8 protein-coding genes and 2 pseudogenes are annotated in these 12,778 nt (G+C 51.1%); 4 read left to right on the top strand and 6 right to left on the bottom strand.

The genetic code is table 11. The features are described from left to right. Nucleotides 1-319 precede the first annotated feature (319 nt). A pseudogene (locus AC2T28_RS24035) lies at nt 320-779 on the top strand (IS3 family transposase); the annotation flags it as partial. Nucleotides 780-1,685: 906 nt separating this feature from the next. Next, nucleotides 1,686-4,076, top strand: a complete 2,391-nt coding sequence (locus AC2T28_RS24030) for a calcium-binding protein (RefSeq protein WP_486751144.1) — start codon at nt 1,686-1,688, stop codon at nt 4,074-4,076. A gap of 1,307 nt (nt 4,077-5,383) precedes the next feature. On the opposite strand, the pseudogene AC2T28_RS24025 reads toward AC2T28_RS24030, so the two are convergent. From AC2T28_RS24025 to AC2T28_RS24010, 4 genes and pseudogenes are all read right to left on the bottom strand, one after another. Continuing rightward, nucleotides 5,384-5,653 (bottom strand): annotated as a pseudogene (locus AC2T28_RS24025) (peptide-methionine (S)-S-oxide reductase); the annotation flags it as partial. Nucleotides 5,654-5,862: 209 nt separating this feature from the next. Further along, on the bottom strand, nt 5,863-7,209 hold the full coding sequence (locus tag AC2T28_RS24020) for a dihydrolipoyl dehydrogenase family protein (RefSeq protein ID WP_486751143.1): 1,347 nt from the start codon (nt 7,207-7,209) through the stop codon (nt 5,863-5,865). A 126-nt stretch (nt 7,210-7,335) separates the two neighbouring features. Then, complete coding sequence (locus AC2T28_RS24015) at nt 7,336-7,926, bottom strand: cytochrome P460 family protein (RefSeq protein WP_486751142.1); 591 nt, start codon at nt 7,924-7,926, stop codon at nt 7,336-7,338. 113 nt (nt 7,927-8,039) lie between these two features. Next, the gene (locus AC2T28_RS24010) at nt 8,040-8,522 is read right to left on the bottom strand and encodes a DUF417 family protein (RefSeq protein ID WP_486751141.1); all 483 of its coding nucleotides are present in this window, start codon (nt 8,520-8,522) and stop codon (nt 8,040-8,042) included. A gap of 194 nt (nt 8,523-8,716) precedes the next feature. On the opposite strand from AC2T28_RS24010, the gene AC2T28_RS24005 reads away from it, so the two are divergent. Then, nucleotides 8,717-9,292, top strand: coding sequence for a TetR/AcrR family transcriptional regulator (locus tag AC2T28_RS24005; protein ID WP_486751140.1), 576 nt, complete (start codon nt 8,717-8,719; stop codon nt 9,290-9,292). Nucleotides 9,293-9,481: 189 nt separating this feature from the next. Here AC2T28_RS24005 and AC2T28_RS24000 read toward each other — a convergent pair whose 3' ends face one another. Beyond that, on the bottom strand, nt 9,482-11,167 hold the full coding sequence (locus tag AC2T28_RS24000; RefSeq protein ID WP_486751139.1) for a tryptophan halogenase family protein: 1,686 nt from the start codon (nt 11,165-11,167) through the stop codon (nt 9,482-9,484). Between the two features lie 325 nt (nt 11,168-11,492). On the opposite strand from AC2T28_RS24000, the gene AC2T28_RS23995 reads away from it, so the two are divergent. Continuing rightward, on the top strand, nt 11,493-11,951 hold the full coding sequence (locus tag AC2T28_RS23995; protein WP_486751138.1) for an Lrp/AsnC family transcriptional regulator: 459 nt from the start codon (nt 11,493-11,495) through the stop codon (nt 11,949-11,951). 27 nt (nt 11,952-11,978) lie between these two features. Here the strand turns inward: AC2T28_RS23995 and AC2T28_RS23990 are convergent, their stop codons facing one another. After that, entirely contained in the window at nt 11,979-12,635 is a 657-nt protein-coding gene (locus AC2T28_RS23990; RefSeq protein ID WP_486751137.1) for a GntR family transcriptional regulator, read from the bottom strand. Between the last annotated feature and the right edge of the window lie 143 nt (nt 12,636-12,778).

Below are 12,778 nucleotides of genomic sequence, written 5' to 3'. Positions count from 1 at the left end.
GGATGGAGCAGCCCGGTAGCTCGTCAGGCTCATAACCTGAAGGTCGTAGGTTCAAATCCTACTCCCGCAACCAATAATAATACAGATAGTACAATAGCTTAACGCGCCTCCTCTGGGAGGTTATTTGCGCTGAATGCTTGGCACCGGAAGCACTACGGAAGCAACAGGCAGCGAAAACCAGCGTGATCTATGCGCAACAGCAGAAACAGGCGGCGTTAGAGGGTAATGGCTCTTATCAACTATTGGTTTTTCACACTACGCCGAAATGAAGCTTCCTGTGAACAGACACCTAGAATATACGGATCTTTTGGACCAGTTACGGAATCTTCGGTCTGACCTGGTCACGCTGGCACATATCAAGGAGCAGTCCCGTCTCAGCTTGGGCAGCTATGGTAGGCCACGGATGATGGAAGAACTGAAAGAGATTGGTCTGGATGTGGGGCATCGCCGTGTTGGTAGCCCTCCGAGCGCCGTCCAAAGGGCTGCATCCATCACACGGACCGTGGCAGCCAATATTGCTATCACGATTACCACAAGATCCTGCGCCAGCATGGGTTCAGGGCGTCGACGAGCGGAAAAGGTAATTTCTATGATAACGCAGCCGCCGAAACCTTCTTCAAAACCATCAAGCCAAACTGATCTGGCGTCGGTGATGGCAAGGGCGCAGGCAAGCTGAGATGGCGATCTTCGAATACATCAATGGATTCTATAATCCGCGACGCCGATACTCAGCACAGGGCTGGAAAAGCACGGTCGCTTTCGAACGGAAAGTGGCCTAAACGAGCACTTGGGGTGGCACCAAAACGCGACAGGTCCAGTCCACCCAGAGCTCTGCGTTTACGATACATGGACTGTTTCACCATGAGTTACCCTTGCTGGCCAAATTTGCACAATAGACTACCTTATTCATGTCCCGCAGCCCAGCGGGGCCGCGGCCTGCCTAAGCAGTGTAGTAGCTAACACCCCCTAAAAGGTGGGCCGCACTCATTCGTTGCTACCCACAACGTTTACTGAAGCTGCTTCTCAGTATTAGGGCTTGAAAGACTTCTTCGTGAAAGCGCGATCACCACGTTTTGTGGCTGCACCCAAAGCGGGATCTTCGCTGATCTTCGAAGGAGGCCGGTCTTACGACGGATCTGCCTCCGCTGAATCTCAGCCATGCTATCTGGCTATCTGGTGCTTTTCTGGGATGGTTTGAACACAGATTTGGAGGAGAATCAGAAGAGATCCTGTGTTGTCACATTTGTTCATTTTGCGACAGACCTAAGGCTATTTGTGGGTTTGCCTGTGTCCGCTGTTGTGACTTTCTTGGTTTCGAGACCTGGAAGGTTTGGCTGATTTTATTCAAATGCGGGCTCTGATTTTCTTGATTGCAGTAGGCTTTCTGCGAATATATTTTTAACAAAATGAGGTGCTAGATTGTAGTGGAGAGTTAACGCCTTTCATTTTATCGAGCAACTTCAATGGCAATCTGACTGTTTCGAAACGAGAGACAATAACGCAATGCTTGAAATACTGTCGTTTGATCGGCGAGCATTTAGTTTCTTGTTTATAATAGTTAATTCCCTGATATCAGCCTGAGTGAGGGGCGTAAAATTTAAGTCAAATCACCCGCTTTAGATATTTGGTCTGAGACACACAAACCCGTAACGCTGAAGAAAATCAACGATAAAGTGGCGGGTGGAATGTCGAAATTGGATCTTAAATATGCATCGGATTCTGAAACTGATGCTCGGGTAAAGATGGAGCTGTTTTCGGGCAACATCATTTCGACTAAAAACACTGCCGAAGGTGTTCCAACAGCAGACTTCCAAGATGCGGTTGAGCAGTTAGATATTGCTACATTGAGGTATCCGGCGGGACAGCCAGATACCATTTATGCCGATGGAATGCTGGATGGTGAGGGCTTGCATGGTCACCTGACCTCGTTTTTAGAGTGGGCCAAAGCAGAAAACTATAAAGTACTGTTGGTGACACCAACTTTTGAAAGCTACCCAGGCCCCGAAGTAATATCCAAGTTTGTTGAAATTGTGCTCGCTAGTTATGGAGATATCGTAACTGGATTTGAAGTTGGAAATGAGTATTGGCAAAAACAAAGTGAAGCAGAATATGGCGCTGTTGCAAATGAGACCATTATTGCAATTGAAGAGGCCGCTTCTGAATTCGATTACGATCCTCAAATTCTTGTACAAATGGCAAACCCTTCTGGGGCCTCTACAAGCTATCCGTCTGGAACCGGTTCGTGGAGTGACCGTGTTGTTGCAGCTAATGAGGAAATAATTGAAAATATTTCCGCGCCTGCTCTTAATGAAATTGATGCTGTTGTTGAGCATTACTATTACAATATCTTTCCGGACGAACTTACTGGGTCCTCTCAGGAATTGAACTTCATCCCTCAAAAGCACAGCGTTTGGGAAAGTGAATTAGACCGGCCGCTGGACCTACATATTACAGAGTGGAACATCACCAACCGTAATATGGACGCTTTGGGGATGCGTGCTGCTCCCATTTTGCTGCAGCAGTTTGAGTATATGGTGACTATGGGGGTTGATGCTGCATTTGTATGGCCCCCCCATCACAATACCGCTAACGATCTTGCCGGATCAGGAGAAGTTGTGGTCGATCCACAGACTGGGCTGGTCATCAACTCAATTGGCGGTGCTGTTTTCGACTTGATGAGCACTTCGCTTGTCGGAACCGACGTCGTGAATTTGAGTTTCGAGGGATTGGACAACACTGTTAACGTGAATGCTTACGCAAGCGACTCGAAAACCGTTTTATATGTTTCGTCGTTTACTGAGGAAATGTCGGATATCTCGCTTGATCTGAGCGGCTACATCAATAGCTACCTCGCTGTTGATGGCATTTTGGTAGGATATGATCCTGCGACTTCCAACGGTCGGCATTTCAATGGCAAAATCGATGAATTCGTGGATTCTGAGTATGTCACATTAGAAGGTGAGAACTACTACCTGAACGAACACGACGTTCGGGCAAAGATCACGACTTTTGATGAAAGTGAACTTGGCGGCGGCACCAGTTTGAACTTTCAGCTGAAACCTTACGAAGTCATCCAGATAACCTACCACCATGATGCTTCAAGTGTTGATGACTTTACTCCACCGCCAGCCGATGTTGTTGATGAAGATATGAATATCGTCGGAAGTAGCGAGAGCGATATTATTGCCGGTGGCAGTGGGGACGACAGTATTGACGCTGGCAGCGGGGACGATTGGGTGATCGCAGGCGCTGGCGATGATCATATAATTGGTAATCGTGGCAACGATACGATCGATGCCAACGAGGGTATGGATATCGTGAATGGTTGGGGTGGTGATGACTTGATTTACGGTGATGCGGGGGATGACAGACTGTATGGCCAGCAGGGGGCGGATACCATTTTTGGCGGTAGCGGCAACGACAAAATAAATGGCGGTGAAGATGATGATAAGCTCAACGGCGGCGACGGTCATGACACTCTAAACGGTGGCGATGGAGATGACTTCATCTTTGGTGGTGAGAGTTCGGCGGATCTACGCGACGTTATTTTTGGCGGCGCAGGCAACGACAGCATCGACGGTGGATATGGCAATGACCTGATCTATGGCATGGACGGCAATGACAGTATTTCCGGTGGGTATGGTAGCGACGAGCTGGTCGGTCAAGACGGCAACGATGTAATCACTGGGGCGGCATTCTCTGATCTGATTTTTGGAGGCGCCGGTAACGATTTTCTAAATGGGGGATATGGCCACGACCGTGTCAACGGCGGCGCAGGGGCGGATAAATTCTACCACTTGGGGATCGCTGGCCATGGTTCGGACTGGATCCAGGACTACACAGCCGCCGAAGATGACGTACTATTTTTTGGCGGCTCTGGGGCTACTGCGGATGATTTTCAGGTCAATCTGACCCATTCTGGTGAGGATGTCGGGTCGCGTGCTGGTGATGATACTCTGCAGGAAGCCTTTGTGATTTACAAACCCACCGGCCAAATTCTGTGGGCGTTGGTCGATGGCGCTGGCCAGGATCAGATCAATGTTGAGATTGGTGGGGAAGTGTTCGACTTAATGTGATCGGTGTCTAGAAAACAGCTCAAAGGTGGTCAGCCAGTTAACCGTTGTTTTGGCAGTGTCAGTCAGCACAAATTCATAGCACCAAGCCAAGTGCTGGAGCGGTTACTGGGGCAACACATTTTGACCTGACGAGTGCGTTGTTGAATGCCTAGATTTGCTTCAATTTGATAAACTGTGCAAAGCCAAATCTGGCAACAGTGATTTGCACAGTTTTCGTTAAAAGACGTCTGCAAAGCGGCCTTTAATGTCCGACCGTGCGTTCATCAGGCCAGAAACGAAGCCGTTTGAGGAGTATTGGGGGTATGCTAAGCCACCCTCACTCCAGCTTGTAGGCAGGGGGTGGCTTCGGATCATATCGAGATCGCTTCAACCAAGTAGATCGGTGAGGTCCCCCTATTTTTCCAAAAAGGGGGAAGACGAAAGCTCGATTGAACTATTGCAGCCCACTTGCACCAGCTGATGTACCAAGCAATTTAGGATGTAACAGGATACTGAATTATTTCGCAATTATCGTCTTCTTCGAGGATGCTGATGAGATCACTGAAAAGGTCTTTGTCTATAGAATCCAGCATCTTGGATAGTATCCTGCTGTCACCCACGCTTTGAGTTCTTTCGCGGGTCCGAGAAGACGATATTCTGGCCCGTTTTAAGGATAAATGTTGTCCCTGCTCTCCGTGTGAAGGCATAGAATACACATTGTGGCCTGTGTAGTTTGCAGTATTGCAGTCATTGAGAGGAGATACATTCGTAGTCATTAGACTTGTCCTTCTTTCCCTGTTAGCTCCCCGCCCAACAGCTTTTCAGCCCGTGGATATGGGGGGTTAGAAATGACGGCCCGTGTTTTGAAATCACAGATCTGCAAGTCATTCCTGCTTGGTCAGCTTTTGCGGCTAACCTGAGCCCGTTTGTTTTTGCCGTTACAGGTCAGAGCGAGCAGCGACCGACCGTAACAACGCCTCATGGTGCCAGATAATCGAAATCACATTGTCAGATCCGTGGTGAACCCGAGCAATATTTGCAGCTAGAGCAGCTCTGAAGTGTAAACTTCTGAGCGCTGACGTTTGCAACTTATCTTGCGAATTGAAAACCGCTTTGAACGATTGTCAGATTCGGTATGTGGCAGCATATGTACTTAGGTTAGGCAACGTGCTCGCAAACGACTACAGGTTCAAATGATAAGTCAGATGCATCTTTCGCTACATTGTGTAGTCTAAAGTATAGGTCGGCTAACCTAACCGGTCTTTCCAGTAATCGTCCCTATTTCTACCGGGCGCTTGGATGCGACCGCGGAGGCTTAAGGGTATTGATCAATTGCTAAACGTCTTTACCTCATCAGCCTCATAACCTGAAAGCCAGAGGTTCAAATCATACTCCCGCATACTATGCTTGGACGTGCTGGCGTGGGTCGCCAAGTGTACGGTTTGCGAGTCAGACAGAGTGATCTCTTCAGGGTTAAAGTCGACCTCCACGGTCTCTGACCAACGGTCATCTGGCGAAATTGTGCGGATAAAACCTTGCCGTACGTTACGCACGCCTGACAAGGCCTGAAACACTGCCTCGGTACACCATTGGCAGCCGCCGCCAAGCCAATGGTTTCAAGATCGATCATTGTATTTTGCTTTGCCTCCTACAGTTTGATAGCACCACCCCAAGTCTGGGGAAGTGCTATGTTTAGCGGTTCGGAAAGCGCTTAAGTTAATCTTACCAAGCGGCGTCGGCGTCACAGAAACATTAGTATCAGAAATTCCAGGTTCGCAGTAACGGCAAGCCTTGCCTCCCTTTGTCCCTAAAACAGGTTCTTTGCGTCGGACGAGAATGTCGGAAAGGCAAAGTGGCTGGTTTGGAACTCTGCGGCCGTAATGTTGTGCTGCATGGCCATCGCAAAGAGGTGGATTAGGTCCTCCCCTTGGTGTCCAACCAAATGAGCGCCGAGGAACTGATCGGTTTCATTATCGATCAGCACTTTCGCCCAGGCGGCGGATTCAGCGTATGATTTTCCCGAGAACCATCCGGTCATATCATTCTTAGTAACTCTGAAATCTATGCCTTTGCTGTGTGCCTCGGCCTCGGTTATGCCAACGGTGCTGATAGCTGGAACTGTGTAAACGCAGCTTGGCAACCCGGAGAAATCAGCGCTCTGGCCAGATCCGGATACGATGGCCTTGCCGATCAGGCGTCCCTCGTGTGTGGCGACGGGGGACAGTTGCGGCGTATTGACCAATGCATCACCCGCGACCCAGATAGAAGGGTTGGACACCGAGCACATTGTTTCATCAACCTTGATCGCAATGCCATCATGTTCGATGCCCGCAACGTCGAGGTTCAGACCATCGGTGTTCGCAATTCGGCCCGCTCCGTTTACGACACGATCGACAGCTACGACATGATCCTCGTCGTTGATCGAGTATTTCACGCTCAATGTCTCACCATCTTGGGTGATCTCTTCGACTTTGACGCCCGTTTGGATAACAATGCCTAGGCGTTCGCTTTCTGCCTTGATGACATTCACCGCGTCGACATCCATACGTGGCAGCAGCTGCGGCATAGCCTCTAGTATTGTTACCTTGGTGCCTGCGCGCGCATATACATGGCTGAATTCCATGGCAATTACACCACCTCCGATGAATACAACCTCCTTCGGCTGGTTTTCATCTGACAAAACCTCGTCCGAGGTGATCATGTATTCGGCGCCGGGAATTGGCAATTGACGCGTGCGAGACCCCGTAGCGATTACGATGTTGTCGGCTGTCAGTTCCTGCCCGTTAACCTCAACCGAATTGGGGCCGGTAAAGGCACCGCGGCCGCGAAACACGGTGCCCCGTTTAGCTGCCAGATCCCCCATGGCATCTGGAATGAAATTGATCATGGCTTTCTCTCGGCGGATCAAAGCTGACCAGTCCAGCTTTGGTTTCCCCACCTCGATGCAATGGGCGTTTGCAGTTTCGATTTCGTGCAACGCATGTGCGGCCGCAACCAATACCTTCTTTGGGGTGCAGCCCCGGTTTGGGCAGGTTCCGCCGAAATCGCGTTCTTCGATGAAGGCAATCGACTTGCCCGCGTCATGAGCAACCGCTGAAACGCCAAATCCTGCATTGCCGCCACCGATGATAATGATATCGAATTTCTGTGTCATTTGGGTTGCCTCTTACCTTTGATCGATCTTGAGTTAGCGTGATATTTGACGAGCGTTATTTAGGAAAAACGGGCCGTCACCAAGTTAGACGCACCCGCATGTACTGCTTATGCTAGCGTTGGCGGCCTAGTTCAGAAGCCCATAGAAGCGGGTAAACACCATATCCCGGTCGGCATTATCGATATGGCATTGGGCACAGGCGCTGATCGGTGCCGCGGCTGCCGTTTCGGCATATGGCGGGGCGTGGTGGCCAAAGTTGAAGTAGCCCCAGTTCTGGCTTTCGGCAAAACGACTGGAATCCTTTACGGCAATGTCTATGCCATTGTAGGCACCTGGAAAATATCCACGGCCGGAAACCTCGTACCGCGATCCGTCATCCTCTTGCGGCTCCGCTACCAGCTGGAGTTCCTTCAGCAGGATCGTACCTTCTGCAAATTCGCCAGTCTCCTCGTAGATCGCAAAGGCTTCCGGCTGGATGTAGACATTGTGGAATTCAGGAAAACCAGCCGCGCCGTCATTCAGGCCATTGGGGGTCAGGGGCGAGCCCAGGTAAACCCATTTGCGGTAGCCCTCGGGGAGTACCAGTTGCCCGTCTTTGGTCCATTTCGGCTGCCAATCTGCCTTGTCCTGAGCAGTCGCCGGGGGTGACATCATCCCAGCCGCCAGAACAGCAGCACTGAGCATAGCAGCAAATCCGTATCTAAGTTTATTTGTCATGTCATAGTACTCCGTAATTGGTTGCGATGTTTGAGCAGCACCTCGTAATGGTGGTGAGGTGCTGACCAGAGAACACGATGCCTCGGATAGTTCTCTTAGATAGATCCGCAAAATTACTCTTGTGCTGTCAGGGCGTTGCCCAAGGCAAAGAGCGATGCAAACAGCAACACGGCGTCCTTCAGAATGAACTGACCAGGTACCACTGAAATTGCCAGAGGGCCGGTGTCGGGAATGAAAACGCCAGGTGTCGAAACGAAGAAGCTTAGCGTGACAAGGAAGGTCAACACTGCGCCAGTTGCACCAAGTACCGCGAATTTCGGTGCAAAAAACCGGGTTGCCAGCAAGCCGGCAATGGTCAACTCGGCAAGCCCAAACAGAATGGAAACGGCTTGTTCCGACAGCCCAGCATAGAGCCAGCCGAGGAAGGGGGAGTTTTCAATCAGCCCACGGATCGCCCCAGCTTCATAGGCGGTGAACTTCATGCCACCAAACCACAGGAACACCAGTATAAGTGACGCGAAGAGACCTTTGGTGGCTAATTCCTGAATTTTATTGCCGTGATCTGCTTTGAGCGGGGAGTCGGTTGCGATGGTCATTCTACGTTTCTCCGAGTGCGGTCTTCGTCCTCAAAAGGCGAAGGAATGTGAATACGAACGTTAGCTGCAAGGTTGAAAATGGATGCACCCGCAGGCTCTTGCCTGCCGGTGAAAACTGATTTAAGCATTTCGGACCGTTCGGTCAATAATAATAGTGGACCGATTGGTAACATATACGAGAGGAGCTGAAACAAATGGCCAGGCCTAAGGAATTTAACCCGGACATCGCTTTGCGTGCCCTACAGAAAACTTTCTGGGAGAAGGGATATCACGGCACCTCGATGCAGGACTTGGAAAATGCCACCGGGCTAAAAAAGCAATCGCTCTACCGGGAGTTCGGCAACAAGGACGCTATGTATGAACAGTCTTTGAACCTTTACCGTGACCAGGACGTAGCCAATCTGGCGGCGGTGTTTCTGCAGGCCACAACGGCACGAGACAGGTTTCGCGACATGTTTGATGCGGTACTTGCACCCGTTCGAGACGGGGATCGCTTGGGGTGCTTCATCTGCAACGCTGCAATTGATCATGCGGGTGAGGATCACGCCACCATGCAAACAGTGTGTGTGGGCATCCAAGATACCACTGCATTATTTGACAAAGCGCTGACGGCCTCGGCGGTTTACAACAAAAACGTCAGCTTACGCCGCGAAACAGCAATATCGCTCACCGCTGGGTATTTCGGACTTCGCGTTATGGTACGTGGTGGAATCCCCTTAGAGGAATTGCAGGAAGCCGCGGATATTCTTGTACAGAGCATTGAGGGGTAGGGTCGCAAGGCAGCCATTTGCCTTGATGACTGCGAGGAATTTGGACCGGCTCCCGCCATATGCTTTTGACCGCTCCGGGCTGTACGGGTGACTTTGCAAAGGTCACTAGGGCCGCGTGAGGGCCGAGATTTAACATCCCGCCCCTCATCTTTATATCAAACATACTCGGGCGTAGCGCGCAAAGCATCCCTAGAACAGTTGCAAATCCTTCGCACCGCTTTGGATTTCGGCGAGGTTCGGCATGTTCTGAATTACCAAGGGGGCCGGTGCCTCGCCCGGCATCGCCACTGTCGATTTCATCGCTGCGCCCATTCCAAAGGCGGGTTGTTTCAGCTCCCCTCGGATATCGCGCAGCAGTGTTTTGTGATCCGGCATCGTTTTGAGTATCTGGGCTAGGTCCGTTTTCGCGCCCTTCACCCACTGGTACCAAATCGGTTTCTTCAACGGCCGCATACGATCACGGATGCCAGAGCCATAGCCCGTATCATAGACCTGTTTGCCCAAAAGAACCGTCTGATAAACGCGGTGGTCAAAGAGCGTGGCGAACTCGATATCATGGGCCATCGGCAGGCGGTGCTGCCACAACTCGAGGTTCTCGGCCAACCGATCCGATATCTTCAATTCGTTGCGCGCGTCGATCCAATATTGGTCATCCGTGCGGTTGCCCAATCGATAGTGCAGGCAGATGAAATCCAGAACCTCTTCATTGAGCTTATTCACCTGTCGATTAAATCTTGTCCGCAGTGACGGCTCGATGTCTCGCGTGGGCAAGTGCTCCGCGAACCAGCGCACCGCATGATCAATCATATGGATCGCGGTACTCTCTAACGGCTCAATAAACCCGCCCGACAGACCGATCGCCACGCAGTTCTTGACCCAAGCATTGCGCGCACGCCCGATGCGCAACGGGATCACGCGCGGCGTCGCACCCTTGCCGCTGTCACCCAGCCATTCGAGGTATTCATCGGCCGCCTGATCATCGGTACGATGGGCAGAGGAGAACACATAGCCCGTGCCCACACGGTTGTAGAGCGGCACCCGCCATGTCCAACCAGCGCCAAGTGCGGTAGACCGTGTGAGGCTTTCGATTTTCTCTGGATCGGGATGTTCGATCTGCAATGCCAGCGCGCGATCGTTGGGCAGATAGTCCGAGTAATCCACAAACGGCTCGCCAAGTGCCTTGTTGATTATCAACCCGCGAAACCCGGTACAATCTACTACCATTTCGATGTCATGGCGGCCCTTGTTCTCTAACATCACATGGCTGACGTTGCCCTGTTCATCCAGCTCGACCGATTGCACCTCGTCTTGTATATGCTCCACGCCGCGCTTGGTACAGATCTTGGTGAGCATGCCGGCAAATTTCACAGCGTCCAGATGATACGCATAACCAAGCCGTTGCTCAAACTCGGGCTGGCCAAGCGGCCTCGCGCCTTTGCACATGCGGCCCAGATGATCGTGTGGTGAGATGGACTGCGTGAAGTCCCGATCGCCATTGCCAAAGCGTAAGAAATACTCGGCAGACTCTAACCCATGCAACATCTGACCGTGGGCAAAGGGGTTCACATAGTCGATGCGATTACCCTTAGCGTCGTTGTTCCAATTGCAAAACTTCACCCCCAGTTTGAATGACGCATTGGTCTCGCGGAAAAAATCCCGCTCTGAAATGCCCGCTTCACGGAGGGTGCGTGGCATGCGCGGTACTGTGGCTTCACCAACACCTACGGTTGCGATGTTGGGGCTCTCGATCAGGCAAATGCGCGGCCGATCTTTGGGTCCTGAAGTGCGGGAAAGCACCATATCCAGGATCAGCGCGGTCATCCATCCTGCCGTGCCTCCGCCTACTATGGTGATTTTACGCAAACGATTATTCATTTGTTCCTGTCCCTATTAGTTAGTCTTTTATGGCGACTGATTGTCCGTCCAAGGTACGATCTGTCTGAAAAGGTGCTGAGAATTCAAAAAAGCCTAGCTTAACTTGTTCAGTTTCCAAAGGCTTATATGAATGGTGGGATAGAGACTCGTAGTCTGGGAATGACGGATAATTTCTGCTCTGGCTGCGATGTCACAAAGATACTGTGATAGTCGCCTTTTGCCCTTGCGACCTCGAAGAGGGTAAGCATGCCAGCAGTCGTCAAAAAAAGTTGCACATCTTGCTGAAAGGCGGCAGTTCTTGGCATAAATCGCTAGGGGACGTAAAGTGGATAGCAAGGATCGCCAAATTATACGCGCACTGCAGCGCAATGGCAGGATGACGAACCAAGATCTGGCGGCTGAGGTGAACCTGTCGCCGTCTCCCTGTCTGCGTCGGGTGAAACTGTTGGAGAAAAGCGGCGCCATCAAAGGCTACAGCGCAGAGGTGGATGCCAAGGCCTATGGGCTACCGGTAACGGTTTTTGTGCGAGTTACCTTGGATCGGCACACTGAAGACTGCGTTCAGAAATTTGAGCAAAGTGTGAAGAGGGTTGATGAGGTTTTGGAGTGCTTCGTCATGACCGGGGTTTCGGACTATCTATTACGCGTCGTAGTGGCCGATTTGTCGGACTATGAGAATTTTGTACGCAAACGACTGCATGCGATCGGCGGTATTGCTTCGATCGATACAAGTTTTGTTTATGGCGTTGTAAAGAAAACCTCAGTTTTCCCGATGGTGGTTTAGAATGGCCGTTTTGCTGGGGTAGGGGCTTTAGCCGCTGATGCGGCTGATCAAGGAGTTTTTCGCTCCTTCTATATGATCAAAGGTCAGTTTCGCAGCCAGATCAGCGTTGCCTTGTTCGCAGGCGCGAAGAATAGCAAGATGTTCTTCGTTTGCACGGTCCATTCCGTCACTGAGCACCAGCTGCGCACGAAGATAGCGGTCAACTCTGTCCATGGCATTGTCGACAACCTCCAAATGATAGCCGAGGTCGCTGGCCCCATAGAGGGCAGAATGGAATTCACGGTTGAGGTCTCCCCACTCCAATGGATCGGTGGAAGCTGAAAAGGCATCACAATAGCCGCGGGCTTGTTTCAGTAGCCCCTTAGACATCTTGGGCACTGCACGGCGCATGACTTCAGGTTCAATGAGCGCGCGAAAATCAAATATCTCAGAGGCTTCATCGGCAGATAGCCCTGATACAACAGCGCCCTTGTAGCGTCTGGTTTTAACGAGGCCGTGTTCTTCGAGCCTTGAAATCGCTTCGCGTACTGGGATTCGGCTGGTGTTGAACAGGCGTGCGATTTCGTCTTGGCGCAGGGGCTCACCTTCTTTCAGTTCACCCTCGATGATCGCTTTGCGCAGAGCGTCAAAAACGATTGTCGCTGCCGAAGCAGTTTTGGAAATATCAACAAATTTCAACGCCATGCTTGTCTCCTTGCCTGACTGTATATCAGTGGCTACAAGGCGAGGGAAGAGCTTGGATTTTCCATATTGCAAATTGGATCCAAAATCCATTATACCAATCGCAATTGATATTGAGCCCACGCTGGGCCTGAAACAGCAAGGAA

This window comes from Parasedimentitalea nitratireducens, assembly GCF_057444295.1.
The sequence above is the reverse complement of the archived record's forward strand: the minus strand, read 5'-3'. Positions and strand labels throughout refer to the sequence as shown.

What these genes read in the sequence shown, in the direction of transcription:
- AC2T28_RS24030 (WP_486751144.1), top strand. Translation starts at nt 1,686, where the DNA reads ATGTCGAAATTGGATCTTAAATATGCATCGGATTCTGAAACTGATGCT.
- AC2T28_RS24020 (WP_486751143.1), bottom strand. Translation starts at nt 7,209, where the DNA reads ATGACACAGAAATTCGATATCATTATCATCGGTGGCGGCAATGCAGGA.
- AC2T28_RS24015 (WP_486751142.1), bottom strand. Translation starts at nt 7,926, where the DNA reads ATGACAAATAAACTTAGATACGGATTTGCTGCTATGCTCAGTGCTGCT.
- AC2T28_RS24010 (WP_486751141.1), bottom strand. Translation starts at nt 8,522, where the DNA reads ATGACCATCGCAACCGACTCCCCGCTCAAAGCAGATCACGGCAATAAA.
- AC2T28_RS24005 (WP_486751140.1), top strand. Translation starts at nt 8,717, where the DNA reads ATGGCCAGGCCTAAGGAATTTAACCCGGACATCGCTTTGCGTGCCCTA.
- AC2T28_RS24000 (WP_486751139.1), bottom strand. Translation starts at nt 11,167, where the DNA reads ATGAATAATCGTTTGCGTAAAATCACCATAGTAGGCGGAGGCACGGCA.
- AC2T28_RS23990 (WP_486751137.1), bottom strand. Translation starts at nt 12,635, where the DNA reads ATGGCGTTGAAATTTGTTGATATTTCCAAAACTGCTTCGGCAGCGACA.